This is a genomic window from Polynucleobacter sp. Fuers-14, from assembly GCF_018882045.1.
In the GTDB taxonomy this organism is placed as follows: Bacteria; Pseudomonadota; Gammaproteobacteria; order Burkholderiales; family Burkholderiaceae; genus Polynucleobacter.
The window spans coordinates 133,180-151,442 of record NZ_JACVPG010000021.1 but is presented as its reverse complement, the minus strand read 5'-3'; the positions used below and the strand labels follow the sequence as shown (position 1 = coordinate 151,442).

Annotated in this window: 15 protein-coding genes and 1 tRNA gene; 14 read left to right on the top strand and 2 right to left on the bottom strand. The window is 46.1% G+C overall.

Features of this window, described 5'->3' with window-relative positions; genetic code table 11:
- The first annotated feature begins 33 nt into the window (after positions 1-33).
- The 4 genes from ICN40_RS10695 (at position 34) to ICN40_RS10680 (ending at position 4,456) form a co-directional block, all read left to right on the top strand.
- Positions 34-2,271, top strand: coding sequence for a DNA translocase FtsK (locus tag ICN40_RS10695; RefSeq protein ID WP_216243904.1), 2,238 nt, complete (start codon positions 34-36; stop codon positions 2,269-2,271).
- A gap of 10 nt (positions 2,272-2,281) precedes the next feature.
- A complete protein-coding gene (locus ICN40_RS10690) occupies positions 2,282-2,962 on the top strand; it encodes an outer membrane lipoprotein carrier protein LolA (RefSeq protein WP_216243903.1) in 681 nt (226 codons plus the stop codon).
- Between the two features lie 48 nt (positions 2,963-3,010).
- Positions 3,011-4,321, top strand: a complete 1,311-nt coding sequence (gene serS, locus ICN40_RS10685; protein WP_216243902.1) for a serine--tRNA ligase — start codon at positions 3,011-3,013, stop codon at positions 4,319-4,321.
- Between the two features lie 45 nt (positions 4,322-4,366).
- A tRNA-Ser gene (locus ICN40_RS10680) sits at positions 4,367-4,456 on the top strand.
- Positions 4,457-4,679: 223 nt separating this feature from the next.
- Here the strand turns inward: ICN40_RS10680 and ICN40_RS10675 are convergent.
- Positions 4,680-5,171 (bottom strand): type II toxin-antitoxin system YhaV family toxin, encoded by a 492-nt coding sequence (locus tag ICN40_RS10675; RefSeq protein WP_216244009.1) that lies wholly within the window; start codon positions 5,169-5,171, stop codon positions 4,680-4,682.
- On the bottom strand, positions 5,171-5,503 hold the full coding sequence (locus tag ICN40_RS10670) for a type II toxin-antitoxin system PrlF family antitoxin (RefSeq protein WP_216243901.1): 333 nt from the start codon (positions 5,501-5,503) through the stop codon (positions 5,171-5,173). Before ICN40_RS10670 ends, ICN40_RS10675 begins: the two co-directional genes overlap by 1 nt.
- 418 nt (positions 5,504-5,921) lie before the next feature.
- Here ICN40_RS10670 and ICN40_RS10665 point away from each other — a divergent pair, with 418 nt between their 5' ends.
- From ICN40_RS10665 to phoR, 10 genes are all read left to right on the top strand, one after another.
- Positions 5,922-8,159, top strand: a complete 2,238-nt coding sequence (locus ICN40_RS10665) for a sulfatase-like hydrolase/transferase (protein ID WP_255561312.1) — start codon at positions 5,922-5,924, stop codon at positions 8,157-8,159.
- A gap of 14 nt (positions 8,160-8,173) precedes the next feature.
- Positions 8,174-9,274 carry a formylglycine-generating enzyme family protein gene (locus ICN40_RS10660; RefSeq protein WP_216243900.1) on the top strand — a complete coding sequence of 367 codons (1,101 nt, stop codon included), beginning with the start codon at positions 8,174-8,176 and terminating at the stop codon, positions 9,272-9,274.
- Positions 9,275-9,526: 252 nt separating this feature from the next.
- Positions 9,527-11,365: a DNA helicase RecQ gene (recQ, locus tag ICN40_RS10655; protein WP_216243899.1), complete on the top strand. Its 1,839-nt coding sequence runs from the start codon at positions 9,527-9,529 to the stop codon at positions 11,363-11,365.
- Positions 11,366-11,580: 215 nt separating this feature from the next.
- Positions 11,581-12,603 carry a phosphate ABC transporter substrate-binding protein PstS gene (pstS, locus tag ICN40_RS10650; RefSeq protein WP_215357313.1) on the top strand — a complete coding sequence of 341 codons (1,023 nt, stop codon included), beginning with the start codon at positions 11,581-11,583 and terminating at the stop codon, positions 12,601-12,603.
- Between the two features lie 73 nt (positions 12,604-12,676).
- On the top strand, positions 12,677-13,663 hold the full coding sequence (gene pstC, locus ICN40_RS10645) for a phosphate ABC transporter permease subunit PstC (protein WP_216243898.1): 987 nt from the start codon (positions 12,677-12,679) through the stop codon (positions 13,661-13,663).
- Positions 13,660-14,526, top strand: a complete 867-nt coding sequence (pstA, locus tag ICN40_RS10640; RefSeq protein ID WP_216243897.1) for a phosphate ABC transporter permease PstA — start codon at positions 13,660-13,662, stop codon at positions 14,524-14,526. The genes pstC and pstA overlap by 4 nt, the downstream gene beginning before the upstream one ends.
- The gene (gene pstB / locus ICN40_RS10635) at positions 14,523-15,371 is read left to right on the top strand and encodes a phosphate ABC transporter ATP-binding protein PstB (protein ID WP_304442074.1); all 849 of its coding nucleotides are present in this window, start codon (positions 14,523-14,525) and stop codon (positions 15,369-15,371) included. Before pstA ends, pstB begins: the two co-directional genes overlap by 4 nt.
- 12 nt (positions 15,372-15,383) lie before the next feature.
- Positions 15,384-16,091 (top strand): phosphate signaling complex protein PhoU, encoded by a 708-nt coding sequence (gene phoU / locus ICN40_RS10630; protein WP_072583832.1) that lies wholly within the window; start codon positions 15,384-15,386, stop codon positions 16,089-16,091.
- 16 nt (positions 16,092-16,107) lie between these two features.
- The gene (phoB, locus tag ICN40_RS10625) at positions 16,108-16,821 is read left to right on the top strand and encodes a phosphate regulon transcriptional regulator PhoB (protein WP_216243896.1); all 714 of its coding nucleotides are present in this window, start codon (positions 16,108-16,110) and stop codon (positions 16,819-16,821) included.
- A 64-nt stretch (positions 16,822-16,885) separates the two neighbouring features.
- Positions 16,886-18,184 (top strand): phosphate regulon sensor histidine kinase PhoR, encoded by a 1,299-nt coding sequence (gene phoR, locus ICN40_RS10620; protein ID WP_216243895.1) that lies wholly within the window; start codon positions 16,886-16,888, stop codon positions 18,182-18,184.
- The last annotated feature ends 79 nt before the right edge of the window (positions 18,185-18,263 follow it).

Genomic DNA, 18,263 nt, shown 5'->3' with positions numbered 1-18,263 from the left:
CCCCAGCCCCCAGATAATGGCCCGCAGGGCAGGATGCCCCGCCTATTATTGGAGGCTCGCTGGTTCATCTCTCTAGGCTTGTGCCTGGGCTTATTTGCCATTTTGCTGACCTATTCCAAGGCTGATCCAGCCTGGTCCCATGCCAGTTTTGAGGCTCCCAAGAATCTGGGGGGTCGTTTTGGGGCCTATCTAGCCGATTTAATGCTGTATATCTTTGGTATTTCTGCCTTTTGGTGGGTTGCTCTCTTTGGGCGCCGCGTCTTAAATGGCTGGCGCGAGCTTTGGAGCATACCTTTGCCACCAGATCCAGATGCTAAGCCAGACTCTCTGCTAATGCGTTGGTTAGGCTTTGGACTGACTCTGGTATGCAGTATGGGATTGGAGTCCATCCGCATGCATTCGCTGTCCTGGGAGCTCCCTAGACCTCCTGGCGGTATTTTGGGTGAGCTGATTGGTGATCCATTGCAAATGTCTCTTGGATTTACCGGTTCCACTCTGGTGCTCCTATTTGGCCTTTGTGCTGGCCTGTCTTTGTTCTTGCATTTCTCCTGGCTGGATGTGGCTGAAAAAGTAGGGCGTTTCTTGGAGGTGACTTATCACCGCATTCGTGAACGTCGCGACAGCGAGGAAGACCGCAAGTTAGGCGAAGTTGCTGCTGAAGAGCGTGAAGAGTTTGTAGAAGAGTTCCGCGGACGCGTTGAGGTTGCAGCGCCAGTGCAAATCGTACGTGCTCCAATTGAGATTCCGAAGAGTGCTCGTGTAGAGCGCGAGAAACAGCAGCCATTGTTTGTGGATATTCCAGATTCAGAATTACCACCGCTCGCATTGCTTGATCCAGTACCCGAAGCAAAAGAAACTATCTCTGCTGACGTACTGGAATTTACTTCGCGCTTAATTGAACGCAAGTTAGCCGAGTTTAATGTTCAAGTAAAAGTGATTGCCGCCTATCCTGGCCCGGTAGTGACTCGCTACGAGATTGATCCAGCTATTGGTGTGAAGGGTAGTCAGATCGTGAACCTCTCACGTGACTTAGCACGCTCACTAGGTGTTGTCAGTATGCGTGTTGTAGAAACTATTCCTGGCAAAACTTGTATGGCTTTGGAGTTACCAAATCCCACGCGCCAGTCGGTTTACTTGTCAGAGATTCTGACCTCACAGGTATATAACGATAATCATTCCCTGTTGACTCTAGCCTTAGGTAAAGATATCTCTGGCAGTCCAATGGTGGCTGACTTAGCAAAGATGCCTCACTGTTTAGTTGCGGGTACTACGGGTGCTGGTAAATCAGTTGGTATTAACGCCATGATTCTGTCGCTGCTCTTTAAGGCTAAGCCTGATGAAGTGCGTTTGATCATGATTGATCCGAAGATGCTGGAGATGGCCATCTACGACAAGATCCCCCATTTGTTGTGCCCAGTTGTAACGGATATGAAGCAGGCTTACAACGCACTTAACTGGGCGGTAAATGAGATGGAACGCCGCTACAAACTGATGAGTAAGTTTGGCGTGCGTAATCTAGCTGGCTTTAATAAAAAGATTCTGGAAGCGGAAGAAAAGGGTGAGAAGCTCACCAATCCATTTAGCTTAACTCCAGATGATCCAGAGCCAATCTATAAAGCGCCAGTCATCGTCATCGTGATCGATGAGTTGGCTGACTTGATGATGGTCTCCGGTAAGAAGATCGAAGAGTTGATTGCCCGTATTGCGCAAAAGGCTCGTGCTGCAGGCATTCATTTGGTATTAGCAACACAGCGTCCAAGCGTTGACGTCATTACCGGTTTGATTAAAGCCAACGTACCAACCCGTATCTCATTCCAAGTAAGCTCTAAGATCGACAGTCGTACGATTTTGGATCAGCAGGGCGCCGAAGCATTGCTCGGTATGGGTGACATGCTCTATATGGCTCCGGGCACCGGCCTGCCAGTTCGCGTACATGGCGCCTTTGTATCCGATGATGAGGTTCACCGCGTAGTGGAGTGGCTCAAAGAGAAGGGCGAAGCCAATTACATTGATGGCGTGCTCGAAGGTGCTGACGAATCCAACGTAGATGCATTGACGGGCGAGGGTAGTGGTGAAGCGGATCCGCTTTACGATCAAGCCGTTGCTATCGTTCTAGAAAATAAACGCCCATCGATTTCACTAGTACAGCGTCACCTGCGCATTGGTTACAACCGTGCCGCACGCCTACTCGAGGATATGGAAAAAGCGGGACTTGTATCCAAGATGGGTAACGGTGGTAATCGCGAGATTCTTCATCGCCCTTCAGAGTAAGGCATTTATTTTGCAAAGATTCTTATCTGCAGTATTGCTTGGAACAGCCATTCTGTTTTCAAATGCAGCCCATTCCCAAAGCGAAAGTGGATCAGAGCAGTTACGTCAATTTGTGCGTAGCTCTAAGACTGCTGAAGGCGACTTTGTGCAGCAACAGTTGCGTGCACCAAAGGCCAACGAGTCACAAGATAAGGGTTTAAAAGTTCTGCGCCAGACACAGGGTCATTTTGTATTTCAGCGTCCAGGTCGTTTTATCTGGGATACGCAGAAGCCTTACGAGCAAAAGTTAATTGCCGATGGCAAGCAACTAATTTTGTGGGATAAGGACTTAAACCAGGCGACTTTTCGTCCAGCGGGGCAGGCCTTAGCTTCTACACCAGCAGCTATTCTGTTTGGCGAGACTTCACTAGAACAGCATTTTGATTTGGTTGAGGGCGAAGAGCGCTTAGGAATGAAGTGGGTAGCTTTGATTCCTAAAAAAGATCCTAATGCCAAGAATAAAAATGACTTGCCTTATACAAAGATCTCGATTGGCATGGCCAGTGGCTTGCCTAAAGCCCTAGAGTTAACTGATGGCCTGGGTAGCGTTGTTCTAGTCACTCTGGATAAGATCCAACTCAATGTTAATTTGCCCGCCAATCGCTTTACTTTCACTCCGCCAGCCGGAGCCGAAGTCTTGCGCTTAAACTAGAGCCCGTATAAAACTAAAACCTAGAACCCCTAATCTACAGAGCATCACATGATTGATCCGCAATTACTCCGTAAAGATATCGCCGCAGTTGCTGCACGTTTAGCGACTCGCAAATTCCAACTCGACGTTGAGAAATTCAATGCCTTGGAATCTGAGCGTAAATCTCTGCAAACCCGTACTGAAGAATTGCAAGCCAAGCGCAATCAATTATCTAAAGCCATTGGCATGAAAAAAGGTAAGGGTGAGGATGCCTCTGCCGAGATGACTGAAGTTGCAGGCGTTAATGCTGATATGGAATCTGGTGCCGCAAGACTGGGTACGCTGCAAGCAGAAATTTCTGATTTCTTGATGGGTATTCCCAATCTACCAGATGAGTCTGTGCCTGCTGGTAAAGATGAAACTGAAAACAAAGAAGTAAAGCGTTGGGGTGAAGAGCCCATTTTTGATTTTGAGATTAAAGATCACGTTGATCTCGGCGGTCCACTCGGTTTGGACTTTGAAGTGGCGGCTAAGATTAGCGGCTCACGCTTTGTAGTTCTCAAGGGGCCGATTGCCAGATTGCACCGCGCCTTAGCGCAATTCATGATTGATACGCATGCTACAGATCACCATTATCAAGAGGTATATGCACCTTACATGGTGAATGCTGCTTCTATGCGCGGTACTGGTCAGTTACCGAAGTTTGAAGAGGATCTATTTAAAGTTCCCCGTCAAATGGGCGGTGAAGACGAGGGCGGTGAAGCGAAGACTGAAAACTTTTACCTTATCCCAACTGCTGAAGTGCCTGTAACGAATTTAGTCCGAGACGAAATCGTTAACGCAGATAGCTTACCAATGAAGTTTGTGGCTCACACGCCATGTTTCCGTTCAGAAGCCGGCAGCTATGGTCGTGATGTCCGAGGCATGATTCGTCAGCATCAGTTTGACAAAGTTGAGTTAGTACAAATCACTAAGCCAGAAGATTCCATGCAAGCCTTGGAAGAGCTCACGGGCCACGCTGAGCGTATCCTGGAATTGCTCGAGTTACCTTACAGAAAAGTATTGCTCTGTACTGGTGACATGGGTTTTGGCAGCACTAAGACTTATGACTTAGAAGTTTGGGTCCCTTCACAAAAAGCCTACAGAGAAATTAGCTCATGCTCCAGCATGGGTGATTTCCAGGCAAGACGGATGCAAGCCAGATTTAAAGCGGGTCAAGGCAAGCCAGAATTGGTGCATACCCTAAATGGTTCAGGTCTTGCAGTAGGCAGAGCATTGGTCGCATTGCTTGAGAACAAGCAACAAGTGGATGGCAGTATTGCTATCCCTAAGGCATTGCAATCCTACTTGGGTGGCCTAGCGGTATTAAACCCAATCTGAGCAAAAACCACAAAACCACCCCAAAGCTATAATTGGCTTTGGTTCGGAGAGGTGGCAGAGTGGTCGAATGTACTTGACTCGAAATCAAGCGTAGGGTCAAACCTACCGTGGGTTCGAATCCCACCCTCTCCGCCATACAGTATATAAGTTATTGATTTATATAGATATTTTTCTTAAAGCCCTGCGCGCTGTGGGCCTCATGCCTACTCTAATTTCTCTATTACCTATATATACGTAACCATCTAGGGAATTTACCTTCTTTTCTCAGTAGCTATTTTTTACGGTAGGTTTGCACGCGCTTAAGTCGCAATGTCGCACCATCATGAGAGGGTCATGCCCACCCAATCCAGTAAATGGCTTATTTGATGCGAGTAAGTTGATGCGATTTTGCTTTAGCTTCTTTTACAAGCGATTCCCAATCATCTGGTGGGTGACCTTGTTTTAGCATTTTTGAAAATACCTGGTAAGCATCATTCTTACTTTCATAAGCACGCTTAGTATCCTCATCGTTGACCCAGGCGTAGACAATGATTTTGCTTGCCTCGTGGTAACGAAAAAATAATCGATACTGCTGAAAGAACTTAGCTCTTAACCAGTGCTTATGATCTTCGCCAAGAGTATTGCCTTGTCGATATACGGGGAGGGTGGGATCTTGCGGAATGACTTCATTGACGAGTTTTAAAATCGCAGCCAATCGTTTAGTTACATTTTTGTTTTGATAAGTTGTGGGATGCTTTTTCTTGAGTGCTTCTACGTCATTGGTTAGTGCTTGAACTTGATTAAGAAATAAAGGATGGGCGAAGATGGTCCAGCCGGCAATGATGAGAGGTGATGACTGTATGGAAATAATTAAGCCCCATCATCAGGTAGGGGTGCATCTAAATCAAACTGCACATTTCCTACTAATGATTGCAAGCGCTCAACCCAAGCACTGTCGAGCGCTTGTAAACGCTCGGGATGTGCTGCGAGATCTTGAGATAAAAAATGAAGAAAGTTTCCAAGCGCTGGATCATCAGACCTAGCCTCTTGCCCGCGACTCATCAGCACATCTCCATTGTCCAAAATAGCGTAGTGGACCTTATCGCGCTTGCCGAGTTTTAAGACTTGGCGAATAGACTCGGGTACGGTAGTTTGGTAACGATCTGTGAGGGTAGATTCAGCTTCGAGTACGGCAGTATTCATGGTCGCGCCTCTAGAAATGTGAGAAGGGAATTCATGTCACCAATGGTAATGCGATTGCATTACTTAGTCAACATAAGCCCACATAAGGCAATTATGAATTGGCAAAATATTCATAAGTTATTGTTTTTAAACAATAAAAGTTAAATATACCAGTGCTTAGAGCCATACTGTAATGGTGGGAATCTAACTCTACTGAGGATTCGAATCGCGAGCTCTCTGCTAGCCAGTCTCCATATTCCGCGTAAGTAGAGAAAACAACGAATGAGCCCCATAAGTTGAATAGCCAATCCAACTAAAAGGGGTCAGTTCATTTCGAGGTGATTTTTTGCTCCTGATATTCACTTTTGCCCAACAAAAGCCTTATGCAGTAATGATTGCTTGATTTATGTTGGGCGGGGTAGAATAAGGATCACAAGCCATGCGGCTCCGAAATACTTCAGCCCATTGGTTTATGAAAAAACATCTATTCGTTTTATTTTCAATATCTATTGCCATCTTATTACTTGGCTCTTGTAGTGGTGGAGGCGGCAGTTCTGCATCTCAAACCCCCAACATTCTATTTGTAGTAATGGACGATGTCGGTATCGACCAAATGCAGATTTTTGGTTACGGTGGTGCCACCCCTCCAAATATGCCGAACATGGCGGTAGTTGCCAAATCTGGGGTGCGCTTTCGTAATGCATGGTCAATGCCCGAATGCTCGCCAGGTCGAGCATCCTTTTTTGTTGGGCGCTTCCCGTTTCGAACGAATATTTACTCGGCTCTTGGAACCTATGACCTAGCTAATGCTCAGGTGTCGCCATACGACATGACGACACCTAAGTTATTAAAGCAGGCTAATTATGAAAGTGCGATGTTTGGTAAATTCCATTTGGCCGGCCCTGACAATAATCAGGCCGGAAACGGAACGCCTGCACAATTAGGTTGGGACTATTTTTACGGCTGGATTCGTGGGGGGCCTGCCTCGCTTGATACAACTGGTGGCGGAGGTAATCCCAATCCAGCAGGCAACCCTTATGTCTGTGGTTTTGCGCCAAGCGCTGCCGCTGGAGGTGCCGATACAGGCGCCTGTTATCAGCCAAATCACTCTTGTCAGGTAATTTCTAGCTTGAATCCTGGTGGCGATGTGCCTGGTAAGCAGTGCTTGATGAGTGGTGGTGTTTTTGTTCCCAATGCAGCTTGCCAAAGTACGGCGCCTAGCGGCCTGAACTTTAGTACGGCTAATGGCTACTATGTTTCGCCTTTGGTAATTAATAGCGCTGATGGCGGAGTCCAATCTATTCCAAACACGGATCCGCGTAATCGTGGCTATCGCACTACTATCGAGACGGATGCTGCGATTGGTTGGATCAATAGTCGCAGCCCCAATAAACCATGGATGGCAACTGTGAGCTATAGCGCTGCCCATACTCCTTACCAACAGCCTCCTGGAGCGCTGGTTAAGGGTGGCCCTAATGATGATTTGAATTGCAAGGATTTAATTCAGCAACGCGTTGTTTCTGACAAGATGACAGAGGCAATTGATACCGAGTTTGGACGCCTCTTGGTGCAAACTGGTCTAGCAAGTAAAAACGCAGATGGAACTTTGGCCTATAGCCCTCAGGCAAGCAACACAATGATTGTGATTGTTGGTGATAACGGTACTTTTGCGAATGCAGTGAAGTATCCGTTTGATTTAACGCGCGCAAAGTCAACAGCATATCAAACGGGTGTATGGGTGCCTTTGATCGTTTCAGGCCCTAAGGTTGTTCAACCCAATCGCGACGTCGAGCATATGGTGAATATGGTTGATGTGTTTCAGTTATTTGGTGAGATTGCAGGCATTGATGTGCCTAGTGCAGTGCCTCGAGTCATTGATTCTGCCCCATTGCTTCCTTATCTAACCAATCCTTCTCAGGCGAGTATTCGTACAATTAACTTTACCGAGGGCGGCTATAACGTGCAGGCCAATGGTCAGCGTAATGGCGCTTGTTTAGTATCTACTGCAATTGCTGGTCAAACCCTATCAACGATTTGTACGCAAAGCGTGTTTGATAAGGGGCCTTGCGAAGATAATGCAGGCGTGTGGTGGGGGCCTGGTTACACCGATCCTTCTGTGATTGGTCCTCCATACGGGCAACCCTCTAGTACGGGGTATCGTACCTGCTGGCAAGTCAACCAAGCTCAGTCCAAGACCGGCATTCCCTCAAGTGCATGGACGCCTATCGCTGCTGAGGTCACGATGGCTGTCAGAAATGATAACTATAAGCTTGTGCGTAACCAGACTCAAACCTATTTTCCGGCTACCGATACAGGTTCATCGGTGACAACGAATGAGTTCTATCAGATCAATCAAGCGGTTCCGATCCCGATGATTGATACTGCGAGCTTGAATTTAATGCCAACAATGTCATCTTGGTCTAGCACTGTGCTCCAAAATTACAACAGCTTAATGGTATCGCTTAATGGCATCCTTGCCTCACAACCTGCATGTTCTGGAGATGCCAATCTTGACAGTCAAGTCAACTCTCAAGACTTGAGTATTTGGCAGCAGTTTTTAAATTGGGCACTGTCCAGTATTGCTGACTTTAACTTTGATGGCCTTACAAATAATCTAGATGCGCAAATCATTCAAAACAACCAAGGTAAGTGTGCCACTCCTACTGCGGTGTATTGATGTTTGGGCCCAAAATGAATCGTCACACCGTCCTGCTCGTAATTGCAATTGCGATAGCTGGAAGTATGGCGGCCTATTTCTATCTAAAGCACTCTAATCCCCAAGTATCGCCCGTGGTCATTCAGAGTGATGGCAAGAATGCACCTGTGGGTATGGTGTGGATTCCTGGTGGTGAATTTTTGATGGGTAGCGATAGTAAAAAGGCCCAAGCCAATGAAAAACCAGTTCACCATGTCCAGGTGAATGGGTTCTGGATGGATGCAACGCACGTTACCAATGATCAATTTGCGCAGTTTGTAAAAGAAACCAATTACAGAACGACAGCAGAGCAGTTGCCTGATTGGGATACGATTAAGGTTCAGTTGCCACCTGGCACGCCACAACCCCCAGCTTCTGCTTTTGTGCCGGGGGCGATGGTTTTTGTGGGCAGTAAAGATAAAGTCAATTTAAATGATTACTCTCAGTGGTGGGCTTTTGTTCCTGGTGCCAATTGGAAGCATCCGACAGGACCGAGTAGCAATATTGAGGGCAAAGCGAATCACCCGGTAGTGCAAGTGAGTTATGAAGATGCTTTGGCGTATGCCAAATGGGCGGGTAAGCGTCTTCCTACCGAAGCAGAGTGGGAGTTTGCTGCCAGAGGTGGTCTTAATCAGGCTACTTACGCTTGGGGCGACCAATTGGAGCAAGCGGGGAAGTTACCGGCTAATATTTGGGATGTTAAAAAGCAAGCCTTTCCGGTGGTAAGCCCCAAAGCGGGTGGAGCTATTGGGACAAGTGCGGTAGGCACCTTTCCCCAAAATGGTTATGGCCTGTTTGATATGACTGGTAATGCTTGGCAGTGGGTAGCTGACTGGTATCGCGCTGATTATTTTGCTCTTCAAGTAAAAGAGAATGGCGATCATTTGATTCTAAATCCGCAAGGACCTAGTGATTCATTTGATCCAGCCGATTATGGAGTGCCCCCATTTGCTCCTAAGAAGGTCATCCGCGGGGGATCATTTTTATGTAATGAGGATTACTGTCAGTCTTATCGGCCTAGCGCAAGGCGAGGCTCAGACCCCTTTAGCCCAATGTCGCACCTTGGTTTTAGATTAGTCAAGGATCCGTCCAATTAAACTCTGATGCTAGTCAAGGTTATGCTGGCAGTTTTTAGATAATGCTTTATCATTTTTCCCAGAATGCCTTATAAATTTTCCTGATTGCAGGGAGGTATAACGAGGCAATATGGGCGGTGACTTGGCTCGCCGCCACTCAGGCTCTGTGTCATCTATAGAGAAAATATTGAATGAGCCCTGTATGCGTGGGGCTTTTTATTTATACGTAGTTTGCAATCCGCAGGTATTGAATAAGACAAGGGAGTATTACTTTTGCAGTCGAGCCACCAAGTTCTTCATGATGTTTTTGGTTTTGATCAATTCCGTGGTGCTCAAGAGTCTATTGTTAGGCATGTAGTGGCAGGCGGCGATGCTTTGGTTCTCATGCCCACTGGCGCTGGTAAGTCGCTGTGCTATCAAATTCCCTCGCTTGTTCGACGTGGTGTAGGCGTAGTAGTGTCGCCCTTAATTGCACTAATGCAGGATCAAGTTGATGCATTAACCCAGTTAGGCGTTAAGGCCTCATTTTTAAACTCGAGCTTAGATGCGGCTACTTCTCAAAAGATTACCAGTCAATTACTGGCTGGAGATCTTGACTTAATCTACGTGGCGCCTGAACGCCTAATGAATCCTGGTTTTCTATCGATACTCGATAGACTTAATGCGGGCCCTGGAATTGCCTTGTTCGCGATTGATGAGGCGCACTGTGTTTCTCAATGGGGTCATGATTTCCGCCCAGAATATCGTCAGTTAACTGTTTTGCACGAGCGATTTCCTAAGGTACCTCGTATCGCCTTAACGGCAACCGCAGATGCGCCAACCCGAGCAGAAATTGTGGAGCGTCTTTCGCTCGAATCTGCCGAGCAGTTTGTCTCGAGCTTTGATCGGCCCAATATTAAATATCGAGTTCTGCAAAAGCAGAGTACTAAACAACAGTTAGAGCACTTTTTAGATGCGGAGCATGCCGATGACTCAGGGATTATTTATTGCCTATCGCGTCGCAGTGTAGAAGAGACTGCTCAATGGTTGGTAGACCGCGGCTGGGATGCTATGCCGTATCACGCAGGTTTAAGCGTTGAAACACGCAGCGCCAATCAAAAACGTTTCTTGCGTGAAGAGGGTGTCATCATGGTCGCAACCGTAGCGTTCGGCATGGGCATTGATAAACCTAACGTACGCTTTGTAGCTCATCTAGATCTTCCAAAAAGCATGGAAGGGTATTACCAGGAAACAGGGCGTGCAGGACGTGATGGCTTGCCCGCAAATGCCTGGATGGCCTATGGATTTGGGGATGTAGTGAGCTTGCGGCAAATGGTAGATTCTGGCGAAGCATCTGAAGACCGCAAGCGGGTAGAGCGCCAAAAACTCAATGCACTACTGGGCTATTGTGAGTCCACATCATGCCGTCATCAAACAATCTTGCGCTACTTTGGAGAGATGCATCCTGGTGGCTGTGGGAACTGCGATAACTGTCTAGAGCCCGTGGCGACTTGGAATGCCACACAGGAAGTACAAAAGGCGTTGTCATGCGTTTATCGGACAGGTCAGCGTTTTGGTGTGACCCATTTAATTGATGTGCTCCTTGGTAAGGTTACCCCCAGAGTGAAGCAGTACTTTCATGAGCAGATCAGTACCTTTGGCATCGGCACAGAACTCAATCAGGCCCAATGGAATAGCATTTATCGTCAATTGGTAGCAGGCGGTTATTTGGATGCGGATATTGCCCTGCATGGTGGCTTAAAGTTAGTCGATGAGATCGCATTACCTGTATTACGTGGCGAGCAAGAGGTTTGGTTGCGTAAAGAAGCGGGCTACTCCAAGACTAAGGCTACGAAATTGGGAGCAAAGAAAAGTTCTACGCATCCCTTTAGTAATATTGCGGATGAAAAATTGTGGGAGGCACTCAAAGCTAAGCGCACTGAGCTGGCACGTGAGCAAGGGGTCCCACCCTATGTGATTTTTCATGACAGCACTTTGCAGGAGATGGTAAGGTCTACGCCAACGACCTTAGATCAATTTAGTCGTATAAGTGGGGTGGGGCAAGCCAAGTTAGAGCGCTATGGCGAACACTTTATTGAAGCCATTCAGGAAAACCTAGTGAATCCCGCATAAATCTCTATATTTACTGGGATTACTATTAAATGAATTTCGTTCATTTAACGTGCTTGATAGCTTTTCTATTAAGAGTGATTTGAGTGATTAATGCCTCTAGGCATGCAAAAAACGCAGTTTTTGGGGTGTCATAGAGCTGTCATATAGCTGTCACATTCCATCCGTATCGTTCTTATATCGCGCTGCTGCGCATATTCAATTTAAGGACGAATTAAATGAAATCTTTTTTGAAAAAAGCCCTCGTTATTGGTGCTATTTCTCTTGCTCCAACAGCATTCGCTGTGGAGATGACGGGTGCTGGTTCTTCATTTATTTACCCAGTTCTAAGTAAGTGGGCTGAATCCTATAAAGCCAAAAGTGGCGACAGCTTAAATTATCAGTCGATTGGTTCTGGCGGCGGTATCAAGCAGATTAAGGCAAAAACTGTTGATTTTGGCGCTACCGATGCTCCATTAAGTTTTGATGATCTGCAAAGCCATGGCATGGTTCAGTTTCCAGCAATTATTGGCGGTGTAGTTCCTGTAGTGAACATCGAAGGCATTGGTCCTAACCAGTTGAAACTTTCTGGTGACCTATTGTCAGATATTTTCCAAGGTCAAGTAACTGATTGGAGCGACAAACGTGTTGCCCTGCTCAATCCTGGCGTGAAGATTCCTTCTGGCCCAATCACAGTTGTTACTCGTGCTGATGGCTCTGGTACTACGGCAATTTTTACCAGCTTCCTTTCTAAAGCAAGCAGCAACTTCAAGGATGCCGTTGGTTTCGGTGCGCAAGTTAAATGGCCAGCAGCTTCAACTGTAAGCGGTAAGGGAAATGAAGGCGTTGCTGCAAACGTTGCACGTATTAAGAACTCTGTTGGCTATGTTGAGTATGCTTACGCCAAAAAGAACAATCTGAGCTACACGCAGGTTCGCAATGCTGATGGCGTAATGGTATCTCCAACAGCAGAAGCATTTGCTGCTGCATCTGCTGGTACAGACTGGTCTAAATTTCCTGGAATGAATACTTTCATTACCTATGCATCAGGCGCTAAAGCATGGCCAATCACAGGCGCAACTTTTGTGGTGGTTTACAAAAAGCCTGAGAATAAAGTACAAGCCGCAGCAGTACTGAAATTCTTTGACTATTCATTCAAGGATGGTAAAAAAGCTGCTTCAGAGTTAGATTACGTCCCAATGCCTGATGCAACCGTGGATTACATTCGCAAGCAGGTTTGGTCGCAAGTTGACTCTAAATAATAATTATTTTTATTATTATGTTTTTAACGACCCTGTTGTTCAGGGTCGTTTTTCTACTTAAGTTAAGCATAGAATGAATACTCTAGAATCTTCCGGTGCTCCGACGCTCATGGCTTCAAGAATTGCGCGACTCCAGCGGGTTCAGGATTTTTTATTCCATCGCGTTACCCAATTTTTTTCTCTATCGGTGTTATTCGCGCTATTAGGAATTATTGGCTCCTTGTTCGTAAATGCGTGGCCTGCCTTGCAAGAGTTCGGCCCCCAGTTTTTTATAACCTCGAACTGGGATATTGTTAATGGCGAATTCGGCGGCTTGATAGCAATTTATGGAACATTAGTTTCTTCAGTGATTGCATTGTTGATTGCTGTCCCCCTGAGTTTTGGTATTGCCTTTTTCTTAACAGAAATTTGCCCTCCATCGCTCCGCCGCCCTCTTGGTACGGCAGTTGAGCTATTGGCTGCAGTGCCTTCCATCATCTATGGCATGTTTGGTTTATTTGTTTTTGCCCCAATATTTGGCGACTATATTGAACCTGCTCTTCAGGCTACTTTAGGTCAAATTCCACTAATTGGAATTCTGTTTTCAGGAGCGCCCAATGGCATTGGTATGTTGTGCGCCGGATTAATTCTTGCCCTCATGATTTTGCCTTTTATTGCCTCTGTGATGCGTGACGTATTTGAAATTGTTCCACCAGTTCTCAAGGAATCGGCCTACGGAATAGGTTGTACAACCTGGGAAGTTGTCAGAAATATTGTGTTGCCTTATACAAAGGCAGGCGTCATTGGCGGTGTGATGTTAGGTTTAGGTAGGGCACTCGGAGAGACTATGGCAGTCACCTTCGTGATTGGAAACGCCCAACGTATTTCACCATCCCTCTTTGCGCCAGGTAGCTCTATTGCATCGACTTTAGCAAACCAATTCGGTGAGGCGGAAGCTGGTTTGCATTACTCCTCGCTTTTTGCCTTGGGGCTAGCGCTATTTTTTATTACATTTATTGTTCTAGCCTTTGCTAAATGGCTTTTAATTAGCATGGAGAAAAAACAAGGGCTTAAATCATGAGTTCCAATGTTAATTTGGATATGGCAGTATTTGCCCGTCGTAAGAGAGCAAACAAAATTGGATTAACTCTTTCTATGCTAGCTATGGCCATTGGTATGGCTAGCCTTATTTGGATTCTCAGTATCCTTTTCATTAAAGGATTCTTTGCCATTAATTTGAATATGTTCACAGCAAGTACTCCTGCCCCTGGCACTGAAGGCGGCGGTTTAGCCAATGCCATTGTGGGAAGTCTCTTATTGGTTGGCTCATGTACCTTTATTAGTACACCTGTCGGAGTTCTAGCTGGCCTATATTTATCAGAATACGGGGATCGCAGCAAGGTTGCCTCTCTCACCCGTTTCGTGACTGATATCATGCTTTCCGCACCTTCGATTGTGATTGGCCTGTTTGTTTATGCCTTATATGTTGCCAAGGTTCAGCATTTCTCAGGATGGGCTGGGACCGTAGCATTAGCTTTGATTGCTATTCCGGTAGTTGTACGCACTACTGAAAATATGTTGCGTTTGGTTCCTGGTAGCTTGCGAGAAGCCGCCTATGCATTAGGAACTCCCAAGTGGAAAGTGGCCTTTATGGTTACTTTACGTGCTGCGCAAAGCGGCATCATGACAGGAATTCTGTTGGCATTAGCTCGGGTTAGTGGTGAAACAGCGCCTTTACTATTTACCGCCCTAAGTAATCAGTTTTTCTCAACAGATATGAATAAGCCTATGGCCAATTTGCCGGTGGTGATTTTCCAATTTGCTATGAGTCCATATGACAATTGGGTTAGCTTGGCCTGGGGTGGATCTCTCCTGATTACATTTGCGGTGCTGGGTTTGAATATTTTGGCGCGTGTTGTATTCCGTGACAAGGTGCAGGGATGATGAGCAATATGAGAACAATGTTTGACTTAAATAAGATTGATGGTCAAGGAGGTAGAGTGGATACGGTAAACCAAGAGCCGAAAAAAACGGCTATTAATGCTATTGAAGTGCGCGATTTAAATTTTTACTATGGCGCATTTCAGGGATTAAAAAAGATTAACTTAGATATTGAGCAAGGCAAGGTAACCGCATTTATCGGCCCATCAGGCTGTGGAAAATCCACCCTACTACGAACACTAAACCGGATGTATGACCTCTATCCAGGTCAACGTGCTGAAGGCGAAATTAACTTCTACGGTCAGAATATTTTAGAGCCTGGACAGGACCTGAACTTATTGCGTTCTCGTATTGGTATGGTTTTTCAGAAGCCAACCCCATTCCCAATGTCTATTTATGAAAACATTGCTTTTGGTGTTCGTCTCTACGAAAAGCTTTCCCGCTCTGAAATGGATGAGCGCGTAGAGTGGGCATTGAATAAGGCAGCCTTGTGGAATGAGGTGAAAGATAAGTTAAACCAGAGTGGTTTATCCCTTTCTGGTGGTCAACAGCAGCGTTTATGTATCGCACGTGGTGTAGCGGTCAAGCCTTCAGTGATTCTTCTGGATGAACCAACATCAGCTTTGGACCCTATTTCTACTGGAAAAGTGGAAGAGTTGATTCATGAGCTCAAAAAGGACTATACGATTGCGATCGTGACTCATAATATGCAGCAAGCAGCGCGTGTATCTGACTATACGGCCTATATGTATTTGGGCAGCATGATTGAGTACGGCAAAACGGACGAAATATTTATTAAGCCTAAGCGTAAAGAGACCGAAGACTATATCACCGGCCGCTTCGGTTAATTGGAGAAATATATGCCAGATAAACACCTATCATCACAATTTGATGCCGATCTCAATTCTCTTTCAAGCCGCTTGCTTGAAATGGGCGGTCTAGTTGAATCCCAAATCGCAACAGCGATGCGTGCTTTTACGCAAATGGATCTCGATACCTGCAATGTAGTTATCGAAAATGAAAAGTTAGTCAATGACTTAGAGATTCAGATCGACTTGGCTTGTACTGAACTGATTGCACGCAGACAACCAACTGCTCGAGACTTGCGTTTGGTAATGGCGGTTTCTAAAGCCATTACCAATCTAGAGCGTGCTGGTGACGAGGCTGAGCGCGTTGCTAAGCGCACTAAGCGCTTAATTGAATCCGGCTTGCCACACAATATTAATGTTGCAGAAATCCGTCTTTCGGGTCAAATGGCAATTTCCTTATTGCGTCGTAGCCTCGATGCTTTTGCTCGTCTAGATACGATCGCAGCCGCTGATGTGGTCCAGGAAGATCGTCAGATTGACGAAGAGTTCAGAGGCTTTGTGCGCAAGCTCATTACCTATATGTCTGAAGATCCACATATGATCAGCACAGGCTTGGATATGCTGACGATTGCGAAGGCAATTGAGCGTATCGGTGATCACGCCAAAAATATTGCAGAGTTCGTCATCTACATTGCTAAGGGGTCTGATGTACGTCACATCCCGCATGAAGATTTAGTCCGCGAAGCCAACAGACAATAATTAGGGGCCCCTAATAATGACTCACCGCATACTCATAGTAGAGGATGAGCCATCAATTGCAGAATTGATTGCGATTAACCTGTCACATGCAGGCTATGAAGTTGAAAAGGCCATGCAAACCGATCTCGCATTGACGATGATGAAGGATCAGCTGCCTAATCTGATCATTCTGGATTGGATGTTGCCTGGTAAATCTGGCGTCCAGTTTGCAAAAGAACTACGCTCTAATGAGCGCACTAAGGCATTGCCGATTTTGATGTTGACCGCCAAAAGTGAAGAGTCTGATAAGGTTCTTGGCTTGGACTCAGGTGCAGATGATTACGTTACTAAGCCATTTTCACCAAAAGAATTGGTGGCTAGGGTGAGGGCAATCCTACGGAGGCAGATGCCGATCGAGGATACTGGTCCACTGACTGTTGGTCCATTAAAGTTGGATCCAAGCTCTCATCGTGCACTGGCTATCTGGCCGAATCAGGAGCCTAAATCCATTGCTCTTGGGCCAACAGAGTTTCGATTGCTCCAGTATTTCATGGCTAATCCTGAGCGTGTTCACTCTCGGGGCAGCTTGCTGGACAAGGTGTGGGGTAGTGAGGTTTATATTGAAGAAAGAACGGTCGATGTTCATATTAAGCGCTTAAGAGCAGCTCTCGCTCCGTTTGATTGTGACCGCTATATTGAGACGGTGCGTGGTAGCGGCTACCGCATTACCAAGACTCCAACCGAAACTTAAGCCTGTATTTGACGATTTTATTGGGAATCTCCAGGGATTTTTGGAGATGCTCTAATATTGCATCATGCTATCTGTACTCACCCGTTTCTTTGTCATTATTTGCGTCGCATTTGTATTGGCATTCACAACATTGTCTTTATGGGGTGCGCAGTGGGCTATCGCAGTTGGAATTTCTGTGCTCTCCATCCCGCTGGTCTACGCTTATATCAACTTAGCGCGCCTGAGAAAATATACCCTTGCCGACTCTGTTGAAAGCATGCCCTTACCCAGTGGCTTTTGGGAAGAGGTGTTTTTTAGGCTTCAGCGTCTCGTCAGAAATCTAAAGCAACATATCCGAAGTATTGAGCAGCAACACGAGCACTTTATTGAGGCATTCCAGGCCTCCCCCAATGGAATCGTCATGCTCGATGAGAGCGACCAGATTGAATGGTGTAACGGTATTGCTGAGAGATTCTTTGGCCTCATCTTTAAACGCGATGTCATGCAGCGCATTAATTTTTTGATACGACGTCCAGAATTCATACAGTATTTAAATAAGCGTAATTTTGATGAGCCTTTATTAATGGAGCGCATGGGGCCCGATGGTAGTTTGAGTTTGATGTTGCAAGCATTTCCCTTTGGTCAAAAGCGCCATCTCCTCTTGGTGCAGGATGTAACCGATTTGCAAAAAGCGGATGCCATGCGTCGTGACTTCGTAGCCAATGTTTCTCATGAAATGCGCACACCGATCACTGTGCTGATGGGATTCTTAGAGACTGTTCAGTCCCTAGAGCTCAAGAAAGACCAGCAGGATCAATACTTTGAAATGATGATGTCGCAGGCACAGAGGATGAAGAGTTTGGTTGAGGACTTATTGACCTTGGCAAACCTCGAGTCAAATGCATTACCAGCCACAAATACGGTAGTCAAAGTAGAGACTTTAATGGCGCTTCTGAAAAATGATGCTGAAGCGCTTTCTCAAGGTAAGCATGCATTTAATTTTGTTGTGAATTCCAAACAGAATTTAATGGGTGATGAAAGAGAAATTCTTTCTGCATTCAGTAATTTGGTATCTAATGCCATTCGCTACACGCCTGATATTGGTTCTATCGGTGTTGAATGGAATGTTAACGAGCAAGGGCAGGGTGAGTTCTCCGTTACTGATACGGGCCCAGGCATTGCATCTGAGCACCTGTCAAGGTTAACTGAGCGCTTCTATCGTGTAGATCGAAGCCGATCAAGAGATACGGGTGGAACAGGGTTGGGATTGGCTATTGTGAAGCATATTGCCAATCGGCACCAGGCTCAGCTGGTAATAGAAAGCACTCCGGGAAGAGGCAGTAAATTTATGCTCCGCTTCCCTAAAGAGCGCGTTACTTCTTAAGTCTTAATCTTTTTTCTTTTTCTTCTTCTTTTTGGATTCTTTAGGTAGTTTCTCGGCTTTGCCGTTGGCATAAAGACAC

Coding starts and splice junctions, on each gene's coding strand:
- pstA (WP_216243897.1), top strand. CDS start 13,660: ATGAGTTCCAATGTTAATTTGGATATGGCAGTATTTGCCCGTCGTAAG.
- pstB (WP_304442074.1), top strand. CDS start 14,523: ATGATGAGCAATATGAGAACAATGTTTGACTTAAATAAGATTGATGGT.
- ICN40_RS10660 (WP_216243900.1), top strand. CDS start 8,174: ATGAATCGTCACACCGTCCTGCTCGTAATTGCAATTGCGATAGCTGGA.
- phoU (WP_072583832.1), top strand. CDS start 15,384: ATGCCAGATAAACACCTATCATCACAATTTGATGCCGATCTCAATTCT.
- phoB (WP_216243896.1), top strand. CDS start 16,108: ATGACTCACCGCATACTCATAGTAGAGGATGAGCCATCAATTGCAGAA.
- ICN40_RS10695 (WP_216243904.1), top strand. CDS start 34: ATGCCCCGCCTATTATTGGAGGCTCGCTGGTTCATCTCTCTAGGCTTG.
- pstC (WP_216243898.1), top strand. CDS start 12,677: ATGAATACTCTAGAATCTTCCGGTGCTCCGACGCTCATGGCTTCAAGA.
- pstS (WP_215357313.1), top strand. CDS start 11,581: ATGAAATCTTTTTTGAAAAAAGCCCTCGTTATTGGTGCTATTTCTCTT.
- ICN40_RS10670 (WP_216243901.1), bottom strand. CDS start 5,503: ATGAATACTGCCGTACTCGAAGCTGAATCTACCCTCACAGATCGTTAC.
- phoR (WP_216243895.1), top strand. CDS start 16,886: ATGCTATCTGTACTCACCCGTTTCTTTGTCATTATTTGCGTCGCATTT.
- ICN40_RS10665 (WP_255561312.1), top strand. CDS start 5,922: ATGCGGCTCCGAAATACTTCAGCCCATTGGTTTATGAAAAAACATCTA.
- serS (WP_216243902.1), top strand. CDS start 3,011: ATGATTGATCCGCAATTACTCCGTAAAGATATCGCCGCAGTTGCTGCA.